We start from the raw sequence: 22,497 nt of genomic DNA on the forward strand, positions 1-22,497 counted from the left end.
TCTTGCCAGCTTAAGGATGACGTCGTCGGCAGCGTCGGCCAGAGCCATCGCGATTTCGGCTGCCTTCCATCCCCTTTTCTCGCCATTGCGAATGAGCTCGAAAAGGAGGGGTTCGAACTCCGACCTGCAGGTTTCCATACGCTGATCGGAAGTCGAACGATTCTTAGCCAATTGACTATCTACCATGTCAATACCCCAAAACCCTCGAGATAGATTTAGCAAGGCGGAGAGAGAGCGCAAGTAAATATATTAATCGAGCTTTAACAATTTCGACTAATATATACTTTATTCGCCAAATACTAGAAAAATACAAGAAGGGCCCGTCGGGGTTGGACGAGCCCCGCCTTCTTTGTCGCACAAAAAAAGCAACGCGGTCAGCCGGAGAATCTTCGCTATACTAGGCGAAAGGGTCAACACATCCATATTTTGTATAGCACACCATAAATGTGTTGCGATGGGTCTCGTCCATACGAGATGGTACAATATCTATGCTCGCCATGCGCGAGTCGCCGGGAAATTCTATTCGGTTTTACTTTAGTTAAGCGTGTATTTCCGGACTTTACTTTGGATCGTGGTTGCGGGTGGCTGCGCCCAGTTCATGCCACTCCCGGCCATCGCGGCGGATCAGTTCGTCGGCGCAGGATGGACCACTGCTTCCAGGCGCGTACGACTCCGGCGTTTCGCTGCTTTTCGCCCATATATCCAGGAAGGGTTGCACCGTCGCCCAACCGGCCTCGATGCCGTCGGCGCGCTGGAACAGCGTCTGGTCACCGGTGAAAAGATCGTAGAGCAGCGACTCGTACCCGGTCATCTTGCCGATGTCGAACTCGTCGGCATAGCGGAAGTCGAGCGAGACCGGGACGGTGTCGACAGATAGGCCGGGCGACTTGATGGAGATCTCGACGCTCAGCCCTTCGTCGGGCTGGACCTGGATGACCATCTTGTTCGGCGGCAGGTGACGGTTGACATCCGTTTTCCGAAACTGCGCGAAGGGCACCTGCTGGAAGGTGATGACGACTTCCGTATCGCGCGCCTTCAGCGCCTTGCCGGTCCTGAGATAGAAGGGCACGCCGGCCCAACGCCAGGAATCGACGTAGAGCTTCATCGCGACGAAGGTTTCGGTATTGCTGTCGGGCGAGACGTCCTTGGTTTCCCGGAACGCGGTAATGTCGTTTCCGTCGAGCTTGCCTGATGTGTAGGCGCCGCGGACGGCATGTGCTTCGGCTTCCTCCGGCGTATAGATGCGCAACGCGCTCAGCGCCTTGCTCTTTTCCGTACGGATCGCTTCGGCGCCAAATCCGTTCGGGGCCTCCATCGCGATCATCGCCAGCAGTTGGAACAGATGATTGGGGATCATATCGCGCATTGCGCCGGTCGCGTCGTAGAATTTGCCGCGCGTGCCGACGTCGACTGTTTCGGCGGCGCTGATCTGCACGTGGTCGATATAGTTGTTGTTCCAGAGCGCCTCGATCATCATGTTGGCAAAGCGGGCGGTCAGAATATTCTGTACCGTCTCCTTCCCCAGGAAGTGGTCGAGGCGGTAGACCTGGCTCTCGGAGACATTGGCGAGGATGCGGGCGTTCAGCGCGCGGGCCGAGGCGAGGTCGGTGCCGAAAGGCTTCTCGATGGCAATCCGCCGGAAGCATCCGTCAGTCTCGCTGGTGAGGCCGTGCTGGGCCAGCTTTTCGACCAGCGGGCCGAAGAACTGCGGCGGTACCGCGAAGTAGAAGGCCGCGTTACAGTTGGTCAGGTGCTTCTTGATCTCGACGAATATGCCGTCTTGCGTGAAATCGCCTGAAATGTAGGAGATACGCTGCCGCAGACTCCGCCAGGCGTCGTCGGTCTCCGGGCGGATCGGGTCGCTCAATCCGGCTAGGAAGCTGTCCAGCCTCGCAACCAGTGAGGCGTCGTCGCCAGCTTCTATGCCGACGCCGAGGATCTCCAGATCGTCGCCGACCAATCCGCTTCGCGTCAGATTGATGATCGCCGGTATCAGCAGGCGTCGCGTCAGGTCGCCGGTAGCGCCGAAGATGACGAGTGTGGCTGACGGAATGGGGGCGGCGTCCATGAAGGTTTCCTCGCTGTTTCCATCGACTATAGTGCTCGCTTGTGCGGCGGCAAGCAGGATGCCGCCTGCACGGCAATGTCATCGCATCCTGTCTTGCCCGTCGACTGACCAATCGGAGCCGTCAATCCGTCAGGGCGTGTCAGCCCTTGACCGCCACCATGAAGATCCGCGGGAAGCGCAACAGCACGCGCCCGTCCGACATCTTCGGGTAGACCTTTTCAACGCGACCGAGATAGTCCGCCAGGAACGCCTCGCGATGCTCTTCGCCTGCGTGATCGAGATAGGGCCGCAGGCCCGTTCCTTTGACCCATTCGATGATTGCCGCGGCGTCAGCCATTGGATGGTTGTAGGCTGTATGCCAGATGTCGACGCGGGCGGCCTTGCCGATGAGCCGGCTGTAATAGGTGGAGGCCGGCGGCAGGGTTTTGCGGCGAACGCTCCGCGCCTCGAACGCTGCTTTCCACGGGCCGGCATGCGCCGTCTCCTCCATCAGCAGATGCGTCGGCTCGGTCAGATTATCGGGCATTTGCACCGCCAGCACGCCGCTCGGCGCAAGTCCGTCCATCAAGCGATCGAAAATGTCGAGGTGCTCAGGCAACCACTGGAAGACGGCATTCGCAAAGAGGAGGTCCGCCGGTTCGCTCGGCCGCCAGGTGGCAAGGTCGGCCTCGACAAAGGGCGTGCCGGGCATGCGCTTGCGAGCCGCTTCCAGCATGTTCAGGTCGCTGTCCAGGCCGGAAACGCCTTTGGCACCGAAACGCTCGACAATCAGCTCCGTCGAATTGCCCGGCCCGCAGCCGAGGTCCACGGCGTGGCGGACGCGTTCAAGCGGCACCTGCGCCAACAGATCCCGCGCCGGGCGTGTGCGTTCATCCTCGAATTTGACATACTGGCTGGCAGACCATGCCATGACCATCTCCCTTACAAATTAGCTTCCAGGGTGCGCGCTCGCATCGCGCCTACGTCGCGACCGGTCGGCGTCGAGCTCAAATACAGTCGACGAACGGCGGCGAACGCAAGAGGCCGCGTACGAAATCGCCCATCGTCTTTGTATGACAGTATTTATTAAGGGAGCGGGTGAGGCTCGCCCGAGCTATAGTCTCGGGCGGAGACCAAAAAGGACTCAGGCCGCCAATATGGTGATCCCATGGGCGTTGGCTGCGGCATTCATGCGGTCCAGCGTTTCCGCTGACGGCGCCGCCTCCGGCGGTTCCTTCGAGCCAGTTGCCTCCAGGAATTCCACCATGTCGCTGTCGACGATAGCCGAGAAGACGGCGGGCTGAGGGCCGGGATTGGAGTAGGCGTGGGGCTGGTTCGCCTCGATGCGGACGATGTCGCCGGCAGTCGCCTCGAACTCGTCGATGCCGTTCTCCGTCGCGCGGCGGATCGTCAGCTGACCCTCGATGATCCTGAAGACCTCGGGACTGGCGTGGCGGTGCAGCGGCGTCCGGCTGCCCGCCGGCACGGTAATGTCGAAGATGTTGAGCCAGGCTCCTTGCAGACGAGCCCGTCGCTCGATCCGATCGCCCAGCACGAAAAACACCCTCGCGCTCGCCTGGGCAGGCGCCTTTGCAAATGAGTTGGGCATCATGTCTCGCTTTTCTTTTTCTTGGCGGCGAGCCCGTTAGACCTTTCCAAGGTCAATGGCAACTGGCTCCAAGTCCGTCGTGGTTGGCGTTTTCAGCGTCGGCCGGCATATGGGCAATGATCCTGTCGGCATCAAGACGGTGCGGCGTATCGCCCCTTTGCGGCTCTCTTCGTCCGAGAGCCGCCGCATGTCCAGCACAGCTGGCGGAATATCAGCGACGAGCCGGGCCAGATGTTCGGGACCGTCACACCTGGAGGCTGCGAGCAGCTGTTCATAGACATCGAAGCACTCAATGCCGATACGCCCGAGAAAACTGCAGTTATCGAGGCGCGCCTGGGGATCATCAACGATGTCACGCTGGCCCTCAATCTGGCGAGCGTGAATCAAGGATAGGTTACCGGCACCGCATTGGCGCCTACCGTTTCAGGCTGCAGCACTCTCCTGGCCCTCGCTCTGCGCCGCCAGAATGCGTTTGGCGACTTCCCCCAAAGCCTTTGCATTGTCCTTGGCGATGGACGCCGCGATGGCCTGCAGCGCTGCAATATGCACAACCACAGTAACGCTATAAACTGCAGCACTCGTCTTGATTGAAGTCGGTTGCGGTCGAGCCGTCAGAACTGCGTGATGACACTGATCCCGACTCCTTCGGCCTGATCCAGCGTCATCAAGCCCGGGATCGCCTCTTCAAGCGTGATGCGCCGGCCGATTAGCTTCTGTGGCGCGATCTTGCCTGACGACAGCATCGACAGCATCGCATCGTAGCGCCAGGCCTGCATGCCGTGGCTGCCGTAGATCTCCAGCTCGTGGCCGATCACCTGCGCCATCGGGATCTGCGGTGTCGCATACTCGCCGAGCATGAGGCCGACCTGCACATGCCGCCCGCGCCGGCGCAGGTTCTTGATCGAGTTGAAGCAGGTGACGGGATGGCCGAGCGCGTCGATGGAGACATGCGCGCCACCCTTGGTGATCTCGCGAACCGCTTCCGCCACATCGGCGACGCTCGTCGCATTGATCGTCGCCACCGCGCCGCACTCGTGCGCGAAGGCGAGCTTCTCGTCGGAGAGATCGATGCCGATGGCGTTGGCGCCAAGCGCCGTTGCGATCATGATCGCCGATAGGCCGACGCCCCCGCAGCCGTGAACGGCGATCCATTCGCCGGGACCGGTGCGCGCCTGGTCGGCGACGGCGCGAAACGACGTCGCAAAGCGGCAGCCGAGGCTTGCCGCCGTCGCATCGTCGATGCTGTCTGGAAGGTGCACGAGGTTGGTGTCGGCATAATCGATCGCCACGTATTCCGCAAACGAGCCCCAGTGCGTGAAGCCCGGCTGGAACTGGTTCGGGCAGACCTGCTGGTTGCCGGAATGGCATTCGCTGCAATGGCCGCAGCCGGACACGAAGGGTACGGTCACGCGGTCGCCGACCTTGAAGCGCACCACGCCCTTGCCCGTTGCGACGACCTTGCCGGCCAGTTCATGGCCCGGAACATGCGGCAGCTTGATATCAGGATCATGGCCCATCCAGCCGTGCCAGTCGCTGCGGCAGAGCCCGGACGCGCCGACGGCAATGACCACACCATCCTCGCTGGGCGTCGGATCGGGTAGGGCGCGAATTTCGGGAGCCTTCTCAAAGGCGTCGTAGAACATGGCTTTCATCGATTTTACTCCCTATCAGCCGCAGCGATTCCGACGGATGATGCCACGCCGTCGGTGTCGCATCCAATCGCGCCATCCATGATTTTCCGTGATATACCCATCGATGGCGTGCAAGGGATCGCGCACGAATATTACGCCCTGGAAAGCCTCGTCGCCATTTTCTTGCGTAGGGTTCCAGGCCGCGGATTTCCGCTTGACCGGCTCTTCGCGCGGGGATTTTGCTCTTCGGACTTTTCAAGGAGAATGCCCATGGCCGTCGACACATCGCCCCGTTCAACCACCTGGACCTACGTCGAGGGAGAGTGGCTCACCGGCAATCCGCCGCTGATCGGGCCGACCTCGCATGCCATGTGGCTGGCCTCGACGGTCTTCGATGGGGCGCGTTGGTTCGACGGCATCGCGCCGGATCTCGACCGGCATTGCCAGCGCGTCAATCGCTCGGCGATCAACATGGGCCTGAAGCCCGTCAAGACCGCTGAGGAGATCGAGGCGCTTGCCTGGGAAGGCATCAAGAGGTTCGACGGCAAGACGCCTGTTTACATCAAGCCGATGTATTGGGGCGAGCATGGTTCGGCCGGCAGCGTCGTCACGGTCGACGGTGAATCCACCCGCTTCGCGCTTTGCCTGTTCGAAGCCCCGCTTGGCAACAATGCGCCGAATTCGCTGACCGTCTCGCCATACCGCCGCCCGTCGCCGGAAACGGCGATGACGGATGCCAAGGCCGGCTCGCTCTATCCGAACAGCGGCCGCGCCATTGCCGAGGCCAAAAGCCGTGGTTTCGACAATGCGCTGATGCGCGACATGAACGGCAACGTTGCGGAAACGGCGTCCTCCAACATCTTCATGGTCAAGGACGGCATCGTCTCGACGCCGATCGCCAACCGCACCTTCCTTGCCGGCATCACCCGCGCCCGCGTCATCGGCCTGCTGCGCAAGGCGGGCTTCGAGGTTCGCGAAGTGACGCTCTCGGTCGAGGATTTCATGAACGCCGACGAGATCTTCACGACGGGCAATTACTCCAAGGTCGTTGGCGTCAACCGCCTCGATGGCCGCGACTTCCAGCAAGGGCCGGTCACGCGCAAGGCGCTCGAACTTTATATGGATTGGGCCTTCGGCCGCAGCGAAAGCGACAGCTAAGTCTGTTGCCTCGGATCTGAATACAATGGCCGCGCTTGCCGCGGCCATTCGCTCGGCTGTAGGGAGGAGAGCCGACATCTCTTTGTTCGAACGACCGAGAAGCCCGCGTCATGATCGTGCGCCCCCGTCCCAGCCTGCTCAAACTGTTCTTCATTATCCGCGGCTCGATCATCAAGCAGGTTTTTCCGCAGATCCTGCTGACCGGCTTCCTGTCCTCGCTCGTGGTTCTCGTTCACAGCGTCTGGCCGGGTGTTCTGCCGGTCTTCAGCGGCGCGCCTTTCGCGCTTCTCGGCATCGCGATCTCCATCTTCCTCGGCTTCCGCAACAACGCCTGCTATGACCGCTGGTGGGAGGCGCGCAAGCAGTGGGGACAGATGATCTTCTCGGCGCGTCACTTCGCGCGGCAGACGCTGATCCTCGAAACGGCGCATGGCGAGGCCGGGGCCGAAGCGCGCAGACGCCTGGTCACGCTCGTCATCGCCTTCATCCAGTCGCTGGTGCCGCATCTGCGTGCTGGCAGCGGCCGCGAAAAGGTCGAGTGCCTGCTGTCGCCTGAGCTGAAGGCCCGCTATCACGCGAGCCGCACGCCGCCGGAGGCGATTTCGCTGGAAATTTCCCGGGAGCTTGCCGATCTGCGTGCCAAGGACATGCTGTCAGACATCTCCTATCAGATACTCGACAAGACGCTGGGAGAGCTGACGCTGGCGCAGGCCTCCTGCGAGCGCATCCGCTGGACACCGGTGCCGTTCGGCTACACGCTTCTGCTCCACCGCACGGCGCATCTCTTCTGCCTGCTGCTGCCGTTCGGCTTCGACGACGTTCTCGGCTGGTTCATGCCGTTTGCGACGGCGCTGGTCGCCTACACCTTCTTCGGCCTCGATGCGCTGGGCGACGAGCTGGAAGCGCCCTTCGGCAACCAGCCGAACGCGCTGCCGATCGGCGCCCTTGCCGACACGATCGAGATCAATCTGCGCGAAGCGCTGGGAGAGACGGACCTGCCGCCGCTCCCAGTGCCGGTCGACTACCTGCTGATGTAGCGGCTACCTCGCCATCTGTTTTGGCCGCACGAGCCACGCGTAGGCAGCGCCGGCAATCAAAAGCACGCAGGTTCCGAGGAACACCGACCGCATGCCGATATGGCCGCCGACGAAGCCGCCGAGCACCGGACCGGCGACCTGACCGACATATTGCGAGGAGACCGACAGCCCGAGGATGCTGCCGGCCGCACTGTCCGGGACATTATGGCGGATGACCGCGGAGATGCAGGGCAGAAGCCCGCCGAGCGCGATCCCCATCAGGAAGCGCAGGATGATCAGCTGCCAGGAGCTGGTCACGAATGCCTGCGGGATCAGCAGCAGGCCGGCGACGGCAAGGGCACCCGCAATGACCGGCCAGTGGCCGATCCGGTCGGCAAGCTTGCCGAGACGCGAGGCCGACAGGATGCTCCCGAGCGCTGCCGCCGACATGACGATGCCTGCTATCATCGTCACCCTGCCGGGATCTTCCGCCAGCTGCGCGACGTAGACGGTGATGATCGGCTCGATCGACATGTTGGCGAGCATCAGCAGCATGCCGGTGGCGAGCATCGCAATGACGGGACCCTTGTCGGGGATCGAGGCCCAGCCGCCGCTTGCCTTCGCGGCCTGCTTGCGGGCAGGGGACTTCTCTTCCTTGATCAGGAAGGTGGTTGCAAGGAACGCCAGGAAAATCATCCCACCGGCGGCGAGGAAGGTGTTGCGGATGCCGATCAACGGCGGCAGCGCGCCGCCGATCAGCGGCCCGACGAGGTTGCCGGCCATGATGCCGGAAGCGAGTACACCGAGCGCCCATGCGGATCGATCCTTCGGCGTCTGCGTCGCAACCAGCACCATCGAGCCGGACGAATAGCCGCCCGCAAGGCCGACGAACAGGCGCAACGCCACCAGCTGCCAGACGTTGTCAGCCATGCCCATCAGCGAGATCGCGACCGTCATCCCGGCGCTGGCGCGCACCAGCATCAACTTGCGCCCGTAGATATCGCCAAGCCGGCCCCAGAGCGGCGCCACGAAGGCGGCGGCCAGAAAGGTCGCGCCATAGGCGATGCCCGACCACTGCACGATCGCCGCGTGGTTACTGACCCCAAGCTCCTCGACATAGAGGGGCAGGAAGGGCAGCAGCAGCGTCATCGCGACAATCGTCGTGAAGGAGCCGAGCAAGGAAATGACCAGATTGCGCTTCCAGTAGATCGAGCCGCTCTCGACAACGGCTGCGTCCCATTTGGTATCGGTCATTTCGTGGCCTTTGCATTGATCGTATAGGTCAGTTCAGCCGCGCCGGAGGCAAGGACATGTCCCTTTGCGGCGGCAAGAAAATCGGCGCGGGTGAAGGCGTCGGGAAGCGGGAGCCTTTCGGTGTCGAGCGCATAGACCGTTACGCGGTAGCGATGGATGCGGAGATCGTTCCACGGTGGGCACGCGCCCATATAGCCGCCGTAGGGACCATCCTTCAAGAACCCAGCGAAGCCATTCTGGCCGCGGCGGCCATGATCGGTCATCTCCAGTGGCAATCCGCCCGGCGGCAAGCCGTCGCCATCGGCTCCTTCGGCGAGCTTTGTGACCGTGGCCGGGATGTCAGCAAGGATCCAGTGCGTGAATTCCGTCCGGGGCAGGTCGTGCGCGATCACCGTTCCGTCCTTGTTGAGCAGCGAGAGGTCTTGCGGCACATCCGGATCGGTCATGGCAAGCGCATAGGACCGCGTGCCTGCCGGTCCCTTCGACCAGGACAAGGCTGGGCTCTTGTTCTTGCCAGCCGCCGCCTTGCCGTCGGCCGCGATGCAGGAAGCGTTCTGCTCCGGCAAGGTGCCGCCCTTGCCGCTCTTTTCGAAGGTGACCGTCAAATCCGAGGCGAGGGTCGGCAACGCGCCGAGAGCAAGAATGAGGGTCGCTGCCGTTATCGTTTTACGCATGAGCGTGTCTCCTTTTCGATGAGACAGCTCTAACAATCGTGATGATCGCCTGATGCGCAGAAACGCTCAAAGAATTGTCGGAAAAGCTCAAACATTTGCGACGTGCTGCCTGGCTCGCATGCGCTCGGCGAAGCGTCGCGGCGAACGATAGCCGGCCGCAAGCGCCGCCTCGCGGAGCGAGATCCCTTCCTCCGAGAGCAGCGTTGCCGCAAGGTCCACACGCACCTCCGTCAGCAGGTCGCGCAAGGACGTCGATTCCGCCGTCAGCCGGCGCCGCAACGTCGCGTTGCTGGTGCCGAGCTCGGCGGCGATCGCATGGGCGGTCCAGGACTTGTCCGGCTGCCAGCGGATGAGCGAGCGCACCGCGTCGCTCGTTGTCTTCGGCTTGACCGGCAGGACGCCGCGCATGCCAAGCACCGTCAACACCTCCATCACGCGATGTTCGATCAGCAGGGCAGGCAGCGTCCCGCTCGTCAGGCCCTCGCCGGCATGGTGGATCGCGGCAACAAGAACCGTGTCGAGCGGCAAATCGATCGGCCGAACCGCCCGCTGCGGCGGGAACGAACGCGCCGCCCGCGCGACAAGTTCGTCGGGGAAGCCGATGAAGATCGCCCGGTAGACGCCGCTGGCAGGATCAGGGTCATTGACGACATCGCCGCGCCAACCGCCGGGCAGGACCAGAACGGTGCCCGCGCCAAAGCGCATCTGCCGTCCCATTGTCACGAGTTCCTTCGAACCCTCGACGATGACCACGATCGAAGCGCGCGGAAAGGCGCAGCCGGCGATGCGTTCGCGCTCTCGGGTCACGAAGGTAAAGAGCGCGGAGAACTGCTCCGCCACCTCAGGCAACGCCCGCGGGCGGTTGTCCTTGGCGGCAAGCTTCTGCAGCCGCTCCAACATGGTTTGCGCTTCCGACATGCGATCGTCCGTCATCGATGATGGCGATGATCTTGAACCATCGCCGCAGACTTTCCAAGCCGCCAGTGGTGCCGCAGTTGCCGCAATGGGCTTGAGATGCTATAAATCCGATTGCAAAATGCAATCGGATTTTGGGGCGAGGCCACTGACGCCGAAAGGATTTGTGCCATGGACACCCTGCAAACATCGCGCGAGCAGACCGTTCGCGGGCTCTACGATGCCTATCTTCAGGGCCGCAAGGAGATCGCGGCCGGGATGCTGACGGAGGACTTCACCTTCTCCAGCCCGCGCGACGATCACATTGATCGCGTTGCCTATTTCAGCCGTTGCTGGCCCGAGCCGCCGCCATTTCGCGAGATCGAGATCGAGCACCTTGAGATCGCGGACGACGAGGCCGTGGTACGCTACCGGGCCGAAAAGCATGACGGCAGGGCATTCCGCAACATGGAGGTCATGCTCTTCAGGGGCGACAGGATCGCCTCGGTGGACGTCTATTTCGGTCGCAACGTCTAGAACATGTCCCTCGAAACGGGAGCAGGCCCGAGACATAGGCGAAAGGGAAAACGGAACTCGGTAGCGGGCCCGCGCCAGGCGTCCCGGACTTGCCGCCGAACACGATATTAGCGATGCGCGACGAGTTTCGTCAGTCTGTCGTTCTCTCTCGGCCCGCTCTCCAAATCCGGTACCGGATTTCCACGTCGACGGGTGCAAACACCACGAGGGGAAGCCTGCTGTTGTATCGCAAGAGCGGCTCGTCCGAGCTCCGCACGAACGTTTTCTTCTTGGTATTGTCCGGGCACGCCATCCGCGTACTCGCGACCGCGCCAACTCCGGTAACGACGTAGTAGTCATATCCCCAGCCATCGACCGTGCGCTTCTCCAGCTGGGAGCCGATGGTATGTCGATTGCAATCCACCAACTCGGTTCGACCGACGATCACGCCAACCCGGCGCGCATCTTCGTCGGAACGCTTCGGCAGGAAGATAACGTGTCGTTGCTGGCCCGCTGGCGCCTCGGGAAATGCCTTCAACTCGTCCCGCGCCTGACGGGGCTCCGCCGCAGAAGCCCCACTCACCGCAAGCGACAGAAAAACCAGAACTGAAATTGAGTATTTCGCAGCTTTACCCGCCCAAAATGAAGTTGCCATTTTTCACCCTTCTACCCGCAATGGTGGTCGAGGTTGGGTTGCCGATACAGCTATCGCTTTCACGTGACGCCCGTCCAGCTTGCATACCCAGACCAAGTGCCCGTAGATTATCCAGAAAGGCCATGTTAGCGTCGGGTTGTAGTTCAGCGCCTTGAGATGGAAAAAGCAATGCTTCGTTTAGGCCGGAAGTATAATCGCTTAGCGTCAACGGCGAGCTGCGGATGTGCAAACCCGGAGCTCCACAGGGTCTCAAACCACCTCGCGGATTACTCTCGCAGAAGTTTCTGAAGACTGTCGGGCCGCGATCGCGGCAGGCCTGCCAGGTCTGGCAAGCGCGCAGTCTTCGCCCCCGCAAAAGCTGATGCTGCGACAGGCTCGTCTGTTTGACGGCAAGACAACTACCCTGCGAAACTCGGTCCAGATACTGATCGAAGGCAATGTGGTGTCGTCCATTGACGCGAACGGCAATCCTCCGCCCGCCGACGCGACGGTTATTGACTGCGCTGGCAGGGTCGTGATGCCGGGCCTGATCGATGCCCATTGGCATTCGATCTTTGCCGCGGTGCCATTGAACGTTCTTCTTGCAGGTGATCCCGGCATAATTTACGCCGCGTCGACTGCCGAAGCAGAGCGGACCCTCATGCGCGGGTTCACCACCGTGAGAGACCTGGGCGGGCCCGTCTTCACCTTCAAACAGGCAATCGACACCGGCATCATTCCGGGTCCCCGCATCTTTCCTGCGGGGGCAATGATCACCACGTCCGGGGGGCACGGCGACCTCAGGATGCCGTCGGAAATACCCGCGAAAGATGGCCAACTCAGTGTCGGCGAATTGCTTGGCGCCTCGGCGATCGTCGATGACATCGGCTCACTGAAGCGGCGCGTCCGCGAGCAACTCTTGCAGGGCGCGTCCCATATCAAACTGGTGGGAGGCGGCGGTGTCTCCTCGCCTCGCAGCCCTCTCGACATGACGACGTTCAGTGAAGATGAAATCCGGGCCGCCGTCGAGGTGGCCAGGGATTGGAACACCTATGTCACGATCCACGCTTACGCTCCCCATACCGTGCAGCGCGCTATCGCGGGGGGCGTCGCCTGCGTCGAGCATGCCCGTTTGATGGATGAGGACACGGCAAGAATGTTCGCGGACAAGAACGTCTGGCTGAGCACCCAGCCGTTTCTGAGCATGGAAGACGCCGCGTCGCAAACGGGTCCGGGTGTCGAGCGCGTCAAGCAGCTGTTTGCCAGCACGCCGAAGGTGTACGACTACGCCAAGAAGTACGGCATCAAGCTTGCCTGGGGATCGGATGTCCTCTTCTCGCCGCAGCTGACGCCCCGTCAAAACATCATGCTGACCCATTTGTCCAACTGGTTCAGCAATGCCGACGCGCTGAAGATGGCAACCTCGGTTAATGCCGAGCTGCTCGCTCTTTCAAATTTGCGAACACCCTATACGGGGAAACTCGGGGTTATCGAAGAAGGGGCACTCGCGGATGTGCTGGTATGGAACGGAAATCCGCTTGACGATATTCGATTGATCGAAGCACCGGAAAAGAATTTGTCCGTCATCATCAAGGATGGCCGCGTCCACAAGAACGTGCTGTAGTCACGCCACGTCGGCGGCGGAAAGCTTGCGCGTTTCGCTGCCCTCTTATCCCAAGCCTCGCACTCCACCCGATTGCACCGTGAACATAGCGAGTGGTGCCGTGGCGTGATAGGTGTTGGACTTGGATCAAGCCCAGCATTCACCTGAACTCCTAGCAAAGGACAAATGCCATGGGAGACCAGAAGCGCCCGCTCCAACCAGGGGAATACGCTCCCGCCTTCGCACTTCCCTCGGCAAATCAAAAAGGAACGGTCTCACTCGCGAGCCTCCACGGTCAACCTTTTCTGATCGCCTTCTTCCGCGGGTTGCACTGCCCGTTCTGCCGGCGTCAGGTGGGGCAACTCGGTAGTCTACAGCCTGCCCTGCGCGCCGCGGGGGTGGAAACAGTTGCCGTGATCAACACGCCGGTAGAGCGCGCCCGCATTTATTTCGAGCACCGGCCGACGCCGGCCGTGCTCCTGTGTGACGAGGCTTGCTCCACGCACCAGGCCTTCGGCGTGCCGCACGGTGAGTTCCTGCCCGAGGACAGCGGCGAGAAACCAGTATGGCCCTATCGGGCAAGCATGGAGCAATTCGAGGCCGCTCGCATTAACCCGACGGGTGAATTGCCGGAAGCGTTACACCCGATGGCGGCCAACGCCTTACTCAACGCCAAAGACGACTTCGAGCTTACTGACGTCGATCATGCCATCTTCGCAAGCCACCCCACACAGCTTGTCGGGCACTTCCTCATCGACGGCGATGGCATCGTTCGCTGGGTGCAGATTGAAGCGCGCGACGGGCCTGACAGCCTCTGCATCTTTCCAAACGCGGCGGAAATGCTTGCCGCTGCCAGCAGCCTCCGACGCTGAAGGCGTTGCATCTCCGACATTCGTCACGCATTTGCGCCGCTACCGGACACCTCATGGTCGCGAGGCAAGCTCGCCGAGGTGACTGCGGACCCATTTCACCTCCTCTGAGGCGGTGCGGCGGAAGTGCCTTTTGAAGTCGCGGCTGAATTGGGCTGGGCTGAGGTAACCAACCGACAGCGCGGCCTCTGCGATCGTTTTTTCCTGGCGCGCCATGATCAGCCTTGCTTCGTGAAGCCGCATCGCTTTGACGTATTGCATCGGGCTGCTGCCTGTCAGCGCCTTGAAATGTGCGTGATAGGAGGGGACGCTCATGCCCGCTTCCTGCGCGAGCGCAGTCACTGAAATTTCCGAGCTGTAGGTTTCGCGCAATCGGGCGAGGCTTTGGACGATCTTGCCGGAGGTGCCTTTCTGCTGTAGCGCCGCAATCATGTGTGCGCCCTGCGGGCCGACGAGGATGCGATAGTGCAACTCGCGCAGGATGCCTGCGCCCAGAACCACAATCTCCATGGGATCGTTGAGCACTCGCAACAGGCGTAGCACGACATCCTCGATGTCGGGTTCCATTCTGCTGGACATAAGACTTCTCGCCGCGGTGCCCGCCGGTCCGGAACGCCGTGCCTCGACGTGCGAGGCGATCTCGGCCGCGAGCTGCATGTCGAATTCGAAATAGACCGCGAGCAGGGGGCATTCTGCGCTGGCTACGGATTCCATCCGGAACGGAACCGGGACCGAGACCGCCAGATAATGCTCTTCGTCGTAGAGATAGACCTCGTCTTCAAGCATTCCCTGCTTGCGACCCTGCAGCACGAAAACCGCACCAGGCTTGTAGAGGACGGGGATGTCGTGGAGGACCTCTTCGGTCCTGAGGATGCGGACACCGTGAAGCCCCGTCGGATTGTAGCCGTGACGCGGGGCGAGGCGTCCGGCCAGTTCCACAAGCTCCCGGCGCCTTGATGGCGCACCCTTCGCATTTATAGGATTTGGCAAGACATTCATAGTTTCCGCAATCGATGAACCTGTAGGGAAAGATTATCAGTCAAATGAATATCACCAATCAAGAAGAGATTGTCCACCATGTCACAGAAGACTTTCTTCATCACAGGCGCGAATTCCGGGTTCGGCCTGGCAGTCGCGACGGCAGCCAGCGAACAGGGACATACCGTCATTGGCACCGTCCGCTCCGAAGCCTCGCAAGCAAGGCTTGCGGAACGCCTGCCGGCGGTCCGTTCCGTCCTTTGCGACGTGACCGAATTCGACAGGATACCGGACGTCGTCGAGCAGGCTGAGAAAGACCACGGCCCGGTCGACGTCCTGATCAACAATGCCGGTTACGGTCACGAAGGGCTCCTCGAGGAGTCGCCGCTCGACGAAATGCGTCGTCAGTTCGACGTGAACGTCTTCGGCGCTGTTGCTGTTGCCAAGGCTTTCCTGCCGCGGTTTCGCGAGAGGCGCCGCGGGTTCATCGTCAATGTCACGTCGATGGGCGGCATGATCACCATGCCCGGCATCGCCTATTACTGCGGCAGCAAGTTCGCGCTTCAGGGAATATCGGAGGTGATGCGTGCGGAAATGGCGCCGTTCGGTGTCCACATCACCGCACTCTGCCCCGGCTCGTTCCGGACCGACTGGGCCGGCCGCTCGATGGTAAGGACTGAGCGGTCCATCGACAACTACGACGCGCTGTTCGATCCGATCCGAGAAGCGCGGCAAGCAAAAAGCGGCAAGCAGCTTGGCGATCCCAACAAACTCGCGGCAGCCGTGCTTAGCCTCATCGAGGCTGCCAATCCTCCACCGCAACTCCTGCTTGGAAGCGATGCGCTCAAACTCGTGTCTGACAGGATCGAGCGCCTGCAGCAGGAGATTGAGGCTTGGAAATCCGTCACGGTCTCGACCGACGGGTAATAGCGCAATGACAAAGGTGGCCGCGGTTCGGATTTCCGATCACGCGGTCTGCCGCTCTCCTCATACTGAGGAGCGTTTCGAGCCGTAAGCAGTCGTTGTTGGCACTCGTTGCGTGTTGCCGAGAACAAGGCGCGGCAAGAGAATCGGAAGATCGCCACGTGCTTTAGGGCATTGGCAGGCTGCCTATTTCGTCTTCCTGGACACCACCCCCACAGCCGGCGCCACCAGCGCGAATTCCTTCATCTCGTCGGGAGACAGGTAGTAGAGCCTGTCGGGGGGCGTTTCCATGGCGTGGATCCAGAGGTCCGGCTTGATTCCCATGTCGTCGAGATGTCGGGTGATATCGGCGGTGGTGCGTTGGGCTTCGGACATGGCGAGATCAGGCGACAGCTTCTCCCTGGTGGCGTTGAAGACCTGATGTACGCCGATGACAGCATCCTTGTCGGCCGTACGGACGACGCCGCCGGCCATGACGATCGGGCAGGAGGAAACACAAAGCGCGCCGCTGGCGACGCTGGTCGCGATCTTGCGTTCGCGGATAACCGTGGAGATGGCGATCGCGTCGCCAATCGATCCGCCTGGCGAATCGAGCGCGACTGTTTTGACGTACTCGCCACGGGCCCGGATTTCGGCGTCAAAGCGTGCGGCCGCGCCGGGTTCGATCGTGCCCTGCGCAAGGAGCACGCCGTCCGCCCGCAGTTCGAAGCGGATCGGCCTCATCAGGACCTCGGGGTCCGCGGTGATCTCGGCAGGTGCGTTTTGGGGTTTGCCCTGCGTGAGAGCCGGCGGAAGCATGGGCAGGGCACCCGGCGTAAGTGGATCGGAGGCCGGACTGTTGGGACTGGCGGAGCTGATCTCATGCCAGTCTATCACCACGAAGACGGCGGCTGCGGCGAGGAGAGCGTGGAAGGCATGCCGCATCAGCGTGCCGTCATCGGCGGAGAGCACGTAGTCCTTCAACCTTTGCCCCGCCGTTTCCAGTCTCATGCCGGCGGTCCTTTGCGTGGTCCTTTGCCTGACAGGTCGAAGCTTGCGACATTCGACTGGTCCGCCGCTTCACTGCGCTCTGCAGCATCCATGGCGGCCTCGACGTCGGCACCCTGCTGCTGGATCTCACGCCTCACTTCCAGCGCCTGCAACAGTTCGGCTGCGGTAATCCGTTCGGCGAAGGGCAGGCGCTGCTCCTGCTGGCGCAGCGTCGAGTGGACGATCGACAGCATGAAGATCAGCACCGCCGGCAAGATATCGATCGAGATGGCGCCGGCCCAGCTGGGGATGAAGTCGCCGGCGTAGCGCAGCACCGCTTCGGCCGAGGAGAGTGGAACGAACCGCCGTTCGGACACCGGCTTGCGCTCGAGGATCTGGTCGGCTGCCTGTGAGAGCACCTTCGATTGTGCCGCGACGGAGGATCGGATCGTTTCCATCACCTGGTCTTGCCGGGTGACAAGATCCGCCTCGCGTCCATCCGCCACCGGAGCGATGAAGCCGAGCGACAGGTCTTCCGCCGCGCGCTTGACCGACGGCGCGATCGAGGTCTGCTCCAGCGAGGTGATGACGCCGGAAAGCCCGACGACTTCGGCAGCGAACTGATCGGCGCGCGGATTGATCGCGCCCGGCGCCGACACCAGCGTCCGCATCGTCTCGAGATGCTTGCGGCCCGCGTCGAAGAGCGTCGTCACCCGTTCGCGCGAGGCGTTGATGCCGTTTTCGAGCTCGGTCAGCTGCGAGGCCATCTGCGACAGGAGCTGCACGACGCTGCCGGCCCCGGTCGTACCGGTCAGCGCGCCGGTCTCGCGTTCCTGGTCGGCGAGGCGCTGGAACCGTTCCTGCGTGCGCTGGATGTCGGGCAGCAGGCTCTGGGCAGCGAGGGCGTTCTGATGCGCCTGGTCGAGATCGGCCGTGTAGTCTTCCAGCGTTTCGGCCAGATGCTGTTCGAGCGCCGCGGAACCCGCCAGCGCGGCCGCGTTGAGCCAGCTCGACATGGCGATGATCATCGCGCAGCCGAGCGCCATGACACCGAGCATGGCCGTCCGCCCGCCTGTACTGGTCACGTGCGGATAAAAACGGGCCATGTAGGTCCAGAAGGCGTAGATCGCCACCGAGACGGCGCTGGAATAGATGAGCGCCGCGAAGAACACGGCGGTTGCCGATCCGTCGAGGATGCTCCGCACGCCGAGATAGGTGTAGACGCCCGAGGCGAGCGCCAGGATCGCGAATGCGAACCGGGTCATGGTCTCGACGGATTCGATGCCTTCCTGCAAGCGATGCGACGTGCCGAGCGCCATGGTCTCCTCCGGGCCAATGCATGCCTTCCGAAAGCGCGCAGCCGTTCGGGGCAAGGACATGCACATGAACAAAGACCTAAGGCAGGTCGCGTAAGTCTTTGTTCACGCGATCGGCCTTAGCCCCTTAAGAAACCAATATAATACCGGCAAAAGGAAGGCTTGGCATCAGGCCGAAGCCTGACGCCGTCAAGCCTTATTCGGCGGGCGTGCTGTCGGCCGACGGCGCACGCAACGACTTTTCGGAGATGTCGATCATCGGTGTGAAGCCTGCCGCCGGCATGCGGACTTCGTCGCGGTCCTCGAGGGCGGCGGTGGGGACCACGACGCCCGGCCGTTCGCTGCGTGCGACTTCGAGCTGGCCAGTCAGGATGGCGCGCTCGGCGCGCAACTGCCGGATCTCCGACTTGGCAATCTCCAGGCTGGTGCGCAGCTGGCCGATTTCGTAGCGATCGGAATCCATGCGCGTATCGATGTCGCGGCGCAGCGCATCGGCATCCCGGTCGCGGCGCACGCGCAGGCTCTCCGCCTCACGCAGCTTCAGCGTCAGCTCGTTGGTCTGCGTGGCGAGTTCGCGGCGGGCGGACTCGCTCTCGGCGCCGGTCGTGCGTGCGCGCTGCAGTTCCTCGGCAAGGCGCTCCGAGCGGGAGAGGGCGGTGACGAGTTCCGATTTGACGCGCTTGAGATCGGCGCGGGCTGCCTGCAGTTCCTCATCCGTCATCTTGTTGCGGCCGTTTGCCGTGACGAGCAGCTTCTCCACGAGTTCGGCCTTGGAGCCGATCGCCTCGTGCTTCGTCGTCAGGTGGGCGATCTCGAGCGCCGAGGAGGCCTGCAGGGTCTCGTGCTCGACTTCGAGCCGCTTGTGGCGCTCCTCGAAGAGGGCGAGGTCCTGCTTCAGGCTCGCAACGGCCATCTGCAGGTTGCGCACCTGGGCTTCCTGTTCGATGAGGCTGGATTTCAGATGGCTGCGTTCCTCGTTGAGACGGGCCATTTCGCGCGCCTGGGTGCCGTTTTCGCGGCGCGAGGTTTCGATGAGCAGCTGGTGCGCCATCGTCTCGTTGTCGAGCTTTTCGCGGGTGGCCGAGAGTTCGCGGCTGCGCTGGTCGAGCTCCGTCTGGGCGCGCTTTAGGAGTGTCGAGGCTTCATCGAACTGGATGGCGCGATCCGTCAGTTCACGTTCGGCATCGAGCAGCCGGTTTTCGATGATCGTGAATTCTTCGCGCGTGACCTGATGCACGCTCTGCAGCTTTGTCAGCTCGTCGCGGAAGGCGTCGATCCCGGAGCGAAGCTGCGCGTTGTCGGCGTAAAAAGCCTTGTTCTCGGCAGTCAGGCGAAGATTGTCCTGGTCCGCCTTTTGACGCGCATGGCTTTCGTAGTCGAGAAGCGAGCTGATGCGCGCGCATTCGGCGCGGAGCGCACCGGTCTCGTTCAGCGACTGGCTGTGAGTGCCGAGCAGTGAGGAAACGCGCTCCTGTAGCGATGTGAGGCTCGACAGCAGGTCTTCCGACGTCCGCTGGTTTTCCTCCAGTGCCGAACCGAAAGCAGCGAAATCGTTGACGTCAGGGATAGCATAGCGCAGCGGCTCTTCGGCGGCCGGGCGTTGATCCGTTATCGAAGCGGGTCGGTATCCTGTTGTCGACAGCGACTTGCCGCCGTCTTCTGCGCGACGAAAAAAACTCATGACCATGACTTATGCCCCAAAAGTACCTGTCAAAACGCCGGCGAAATATGGATTTCAGCTAATTAAGCGACCTATCGAAAATTGCCTTGATTCCGTACCCGCATGCTGTGCGTGCATCTAGAAACGGCGGCGCGGTCGCTGTCAAAATACGCAAGATGACAATCAACAGGTTTGAGGGGCTGACCTGTGACATTCGCGCAACAGCCGCCTGGCGACCTTATTCCTCAGGGAGAATCCGCATGCCGTCCGTCTCAAGCTCGCTACCGAGTTCGACACTTTTCGTCTGCTTGTCGTAGACGCAAAAGTAGCTAACGAAGCCGTTCGCGCCCTTCGGTTTGCCGGTTACAAGGGCGATGCCGTAGTGCTCGCTGCCGAACGGATCGACGACTGCATGTGGAAACTCGATCGAGGCGCGCGCCGCCTGTTTGCACTTGGCTTCAACCTCGGACGCAAACTCCTGCCAGGCGTCGCCTGAGGAGGCGCGGGCGGTTCCCGCCGCAGCGATTGCCATGGCAAGTATGCAAAAGCGGATTTTATTCCTCTGCATCTGAAAAGCCCGTCTTCCAGCTGTTGTAAAACTCGCCCATGATCAGCGATTTAGGGCTGCAAAGCCAAGTGCTTGGCGAAGGCAATTTTTCCTCTCTGCCCGTCTTTTTTGATATTTCGCAGGTTGCCTCTCCATGCTTGCGCTCCTATGTTCCGCCTCACCTGCCGATTACGCAAACTATTGCCAAGAGGAGACCCACAATGGCTTTCGAATTGCCCGAACTTCCCTATGACTACGAAGCGCTTCAGCCCTTCATGTCGAAGGAGACCCTGGAATTCCATCACGACAAGCACCACAAGGCTTACGTCGACAACGGCAACAAGCTCGCGGCAGAGGCAGGCCTTTCCGATCTCTCCCTCGAAGACGTCGTGAAGAAGTCGTTCGGCACCAATGCCGGCCTCTTCAACAATGCTGCCCAGCACTATAACCACGTCCACTTCTGGAAGTGGATGAAGAAGGGCGGCGGCGGCAACAAGCTGCCGAGCAAGCTCGAAGCTGCCATCAATTCCGACCTCGGCGGCTACGACAAGTTCAAGGCTGATTTCATCGCTGCCGGCACGACCCAGTTCGGCTCGGGCTGGGCATGGGTTTCCGTCAAGAATGGCAAGCTCGAAATCTCCAAGACCCCGAACGGCGAAAACCCGCTCGTTCACGGCGCGACCCCGATCCTCGGCGTCGACGTATGGGAACACTCCTATTACATCGACTACCGCAACGCGCGTCCGAAGTACCTGGAAGCTTTCGTCGATAGCCTGATCAACTGGGACTACGTCCTGGAGCGCTACGAAGCCGCAGCGAAGTAATCGGCTCGCACAAAAAAAGATGTCAGCACCCGGCGCCTCGAAACGCCGGGTGTTTTTGTTTTCGATGACTGTCACAAGCTTGTCATGCCGCGCGCCTAAAGCGCTGACATGACATCCTTTTCCGATCTTCCCATTCTCCGTTTCGGCGTCGTCGCAGATCCGCAATATGCGGCGAGGGAGCCGCATGTCGGAATGAACCGCCACTATGCCAGAAGCCTTGCCAAGCTCTCCGCGGCGGTCGAGGTTTTCAATGGCGAGGAACTGAGCTTCGTCATCACGCTCGGCGACATCATCGATCGGGACTTCGAGAGCTTCGACGACATCCTCCCCGTCTACGACCGCCTGAGACACGAAAATTTCTTCCTGCTCGGCAATCATGATTTTTCCGTCGCAGCCGATCGGTTGGCCGATGTCGCCGCCCGCGTCGGTCTGGCATCGACTTACTACAGCTTCGCCAGGCAGGGGTGGCGGTTCATCGTTCTCGATGGCAACGAGGTCAGCACCTTTGCGCCGCCGGAAGGGCATCCCTATCGGGACATAGCCGCCCGTCGGCTCGCCGAGCTTAGGGCAGCCGGCGCCATCAACGCGCAGGAGTGGAACGCCATGCCGAGCGACGAGCAGGTCGCCTGGCTTTCCGACCAGATTAACAAAGCCCGTGCTGCAGGCGAGCGGGTTATCGTCATGAACCATTACCCCGTCTATCCGCCGAACGCGCACGACAGCTGGGACCGCGAGCGCATCATCACTCTTCTGACGGCGCACGAACATGTCGCGGCCTACTTCAGCGGCCACAACCACGCCGGCAATTTCGGCACGCTCGAGGGATGCCATTTCCTCAATTTCAAGGGAATGGTCGATACCGAGACCGAGAATACCTTGGCTATCGTGGAAATCTGGGCCGATCGCATCGAAGTTCACGGTTTCGGCCGTGAGGACAGCCGGACGCTGAAGCTCCGCTAGGCTGCCGCCAATCGTTGCCTGGATAGGGCCGGCAAAGGGTGCCGCCTTCAACCCATCGGTAGGGCTTGCTGCACCTGCTGTGCTATCTCGCTTCGATCCATCGCGCCCAAAAGCCCGTCCTTTGTGTCGCAGCCATCTTGGAAAAGATCGAAGAGCGTTGAGGCGGCTCGGCAGCCTTCGAGGCTATTCGGGTCTTTCTTGTGCAGGTAGCACCACTCCGAAAGAGCCTCGAACACGACATTGATGTCATCTGTAAAGGAGATCACGTTTGATAGGTCTGTCATTTCATTCGATGCTCCGCTCAGGCAGAAGCACGAAACTCCCAAGCGGCCGTTGCCAACAGATGCCGACCGATCATGGATAATACTGCCTGCGACGCAGCATGGCTATTAATTAAGACATAGCGGGCCTCCA

Annotated in this window: 22 protein-coding genes and 2 pseudogenes; 9 read left to right on the plus strand and 15 right to left on the minus strand. The window is 61.5% G+C overall.

The window, feature by feature from the left end:
• Positions 1 to 559 precede the first annotated feature (559 nt).
• The 3 genes from zwf to IB248_RS15295 form a co-directional block, all read right to left on the minus strand.
• Entirely contained in the window at positions 560 to 2,068 is a 1,509-nt protein-coding gene (zwf, locus tag IB248_RS15285) for a glucose-6-phosphate dehydrogenase (RefSeq protein WP_192241166.1), read from the minus strand.
• A 139-nt stretch (positions 2,069 to 2,207) separates the two neighbouring features.
• Entirely contained in the window at positions 2,208 to 2,978 is a 771-nt protein-coding gene (tam, locus tag IB248_RS15290; RefSeq protein WP_192241167.1) for a trans-aconitate 2-methyltransferase, read from the minus strand.
• Positions 2,979 to 3,191: 213 nt separating this feature from the next.
• On the minus strand, positions 3,192 to 3,659 hold the full coding sequence (locus IB248_RS15295) for a cupin domain-containing protein (protein ID WP_192241168.1): 468 nt from the start codon (positions 3,657 to 3,659) through the stop codon (positions 3,192 to 3,194).
• A 177-nt stretch (positions 3,660 to 3,836) separates the two neighbouring features.
• On the opposite strand from IB248_RS15295, the pseudogene IB248_RS15300 reads away from it, so the two are divergent.
• Positions 3,837 to 4,049, plus strand: a pseudogene (locus tag IB248_RS15300) (cupin domain-containing protein); the annotation flags it as partial.
• A gap of 30 nt (positions 4,050 to 4,079) precedes the next feature.
• Here IB248_RS15300 and IB248_RS32190 read toward each other — a convergent pair.
• Complete coding sequence (locus IB248_RS32190; protein WP_281419717.1) at positions 4,080 to 4,211, minus strand: hypothetical protein; 132 nt, start codon at positions 4,209 to 4,211, stop codon at positions 4,080 to 4,082.
• A gap of 56 nt (positions 4,212 to 4,267) precedes the next feature.
• The gene (locus IB248_RS15305; RefSeq protein ID WP_192241169.1) at positions 4,268 to 5,308 is read right to left on the minus strand and encodes a zinc-dependent alcohol dehydrogenase family protein; all 1,041 of its coding nucleotides are present in this window, start codon (positions 5,306 to 5,308) and stop codon (positions 4,268 to 4,270) included.
• A 249-nt stretch (positions 5,309 to 5,557) separates the two neighbouring features.
• Between IB248_RS15305 and IB248_RS15310 the strand changes: the two genes are divergently transcribed.
• Both IB248_RS15310 and IB248_RS15315 read left to right on the plus strand, forming a co-directional pair.
• Positions 5,558 to 6,445 carry a branched-chain amino acid aminotransferase gene (locus tag IB248_RS15310; protein WP_025661077.1) on the plus strand — a complete coding sequence of 296 codons (888 nt, stop codon included), beginning with the start codon at positions 5,558 to 5,560 and terminating at the stop codon, positions 6,443 to 6,445.
• Between the two features lie 110 nt (positions 6,446 to 6,555).
• Positions 6,556 to 7,482 (plus strand): bestrophin family protein, encoded by a 927-nt coding sequence (locus tag IB248_RS15315; RefSeq protein WP_192241170.1) that lies wholly within the window; start codon positions 6,556 to 6,558, stop codon positions 7,480 to 7,482.
• Positions 7,483 to 7,485: 3 nt separating this feature from the next.
• On the opposite strand, the gene IB248_RS15320 is transcribed toward IB248_RS15315, so the two are convergent.
• The 3 genes from IB248_RS15320 to IB248_RS15330 form a co-directional block, all read right to left on the minus strand.
• Entirely contained in the window at positions 7,486 to 8,715 is a 1,230-nt protein-coding gene (locus IB248_RS15320) for a multidrug efflux MFS transporter (protein ID WP_192241171.1), read from the minus strand.
• Entirely contained in the window at positions 8,712 to 9,389 is a 678-nt protein-coding gene (locus IB248_RS15325; RefSeq protein WP_169682893.1) for a YbhB/YbcL family Raf kinase inhibitor-like protein, read from the minus strand. The genes IB248_RS15320 and IB248_RS15325 overlap by 4 nt, the downstream gene beginning before the upstream one ends.
• An 87-nt stretch (positions 9,390 to 9,476) precedes the next feature.
• Positions 9,477 to 10,307, minus strand: a complete 831-nt coding sequence (locus tag IB248_RS15330) for a helix-turn-helix domain-containing protein (protein WP_192241172.1) — start codon at positions 10,305 to 10,307, stop codon at positions 9,477 to 9,479.
• Between the two features lie 168 nt (positions 10,308 to 10,475).
• On the opposite strand from IB248_RS15330, the gene IB248_RS15335 reads away from it, so the two are divergent.
• Complete coding sequence (locus IB248_RS15335) at positions 10,476 to 10,820, plus strand: nuclear transport factor 2 family protein (protein ID WP_169682891.1); 345 nt, start codon at positions 10,476 to 10,478, stop codon at positions 10,818 to 10,820.
• A gap of 130 nt (positions 10,821 to 10,950) precedes the next feature.
• Here IB248_RS15335 and eco read toward each other — a convergent pair whose 3' ends face one another.
• Positions 10,951 to 11,454 carry a serine protease inhibitor ecotin gene (gene eco / locus IB248_RS15340; protein WP_169682889.1) on the minus strand — a complete coding sequence of 168 codons (504 nt, stop codon included), beginning with the start codon at positions 11,452 to 11,454 and terminating at the stop codon, positions 10,951 to 10,953.
• A gap of 168 nt (positions 11,455 to 11,622) precedes the next feature.
• Here eco and IB248_RS15345 point away from each other — a divergent pair.
• A pseudogene (locus IB248_RS15345) lies at positions 11,623 to 13,057 on the plus strand (amidohydrolase family protein).
• Between the two features lie 170 nt (positions 13,058 to 13,227).
• Complete coding sequence (locus IB248_RS15350) at positions 13,228 to 13,908, plus strand: redoxin domain-containing protein (protein ID WP_192241173.1); 681 nt, start codon at positions 13,228 to 13,230, stop codon at positions 13,906 to 13,908.
• A gap of 51 nt (positions 13,909 to 13,959) precedes the next feature.
• Here the strand turns inward: IB248_RS15350 and IB248_RS15355 are convergent, their stop codons facing one another.
• Positions 13,960 to 14,904 (minus strand): AraC family transcriptional regulator, encoded by a 945-nt coding sequence (locus IB248_RS15355; protein WP_169682885.1) that lies wholly within the window; start codon positions 14,902 to 14,904, stop codon positions 13,960 to 13,962.
• Between the two features lie 78 nt (positions 14,905 to 14,982).
• Here IB248_RS15355 and IB248_RS15360 point away from each other — a divergent pair, with 78 nt between their 5' ends.
• Complete coding sequence (locus tag IB248_RS15360; RefSeq protein WP_192241174.1) at positions 14,983 to 15,810, plus strand: oxidoreductase; 828 nt, start codon at positions 14,983 to 14,985, stop codon at positions 15,808 to 15,810.
• A 183-nt stretch (positions 15,811 to 15,993) separates the two neighbouring features.
• Here the strand turns inward: IB248_RS15360 and IB248_RS15365 are convergent, their stop codons facing one another.
• From IB248_RS15365 to IB248_RS15380, 4 genes are all read right to left on the minus strand, one after another.
• Positions 15,994 to 16,797, minus strand: a complete 804-nt coding sequence (locus tag IB248_RS15365) for a hypothetical protein (protein WP_113471778.1) — start codon at positions 16,795 to 16,797, stop codon at positions 15,994 to 15,996.
• Positions 16,794 to 18,095: a hypothetical protein gene (locus IB248_RS15370; RefSeq protein ID WP_018116222.1), complete on the minus strand. Its 1,302-nt coding sequence runs from the start codon at positions 18,093 to 18,095 to the stop codon at positions 16,794 to 16,796. The genes IB248_RS15365 and IB248_RS15370 overlap by 4 nt, the downstream gene beginning before the upstream one ends.
• Positions 18,096 to 18,288: 193 nt before the next feature.
• Positions 18,289 to 19,779, minus strand: coding sequence for a hypothetical protein (locus IB248_RS15375; RefSeq protein ID WP_169682881.1), 1,491 nt, complete (start codon positions 19,777 to 19,779; stop codon positions 18,289 to 18,291).
• Between the two features lie 211 nt (positions 19,780 to 19,990).
• A complete protein-coding gene (locus IB248_RS15380; protein WP_025661062.1) occupies positions 19,991 to 20,320 on the minus strand; it encodes a hypothetical protein in 330 nt (109 codons plus the stop codon).
• Between the two features lie 200 nt (positions 20,321 to 20,520).
• On the opposite strand from IB248_RS15380, the gene IB248_RS15385 reads away from it, so the two are divergent.
• The gene (locus tag IB248_RS15385) at positions 20,521 to 21,123 is read left to right on the plus strand and encodes a superoxide dismutase (protein WP_018116360.1); all 603 of its coding nucleotides are present in this window, start codon (positions 20,521 to 20,523) and stop codon (positions 21,121 to 21,123) included.
• A 108-nt stretch (positions 21,124 to 21,231) separates the two neighbouring features.
• Complete coding sequence (locus tag IB248_RS15390) at positions 21,232 to 22,083, plus strand: metallophosphoesterase (protein WP_169682879.1); 852 nt, start codon at positions 21,232 to 21,234, stop codon at positions 22,081 to 22,083.
• A 47-nt stretch (positions 22,084 to 22,130) separates the two neighbouring features.
• On the opposite strand, the gene IB248_RS15395 is transcribed toward IB248_RS15390, so the two are convergent.
• A complete protein-coding gene (locus IB248_RS15395; protein ID WP_018859485.1) occupies positions 22,131 to 22,367 on the minus strand; it encodes a hypothetical protein in 237 nt (78 codons plus the stop codon).
• Positions 22,368 to 22,497: the final 130 nt, after the last annotated feature.

Source organism: Rhizobium sp. RHZ01, from assembly GCF_014851595.1.
Classification (GTDB): Bacteria; Pseudomonadota; Alphaproteobacteria; order Rhizobiales; family Rhizobiaceae; genus Rhizobium; species Rhizobium altiplani.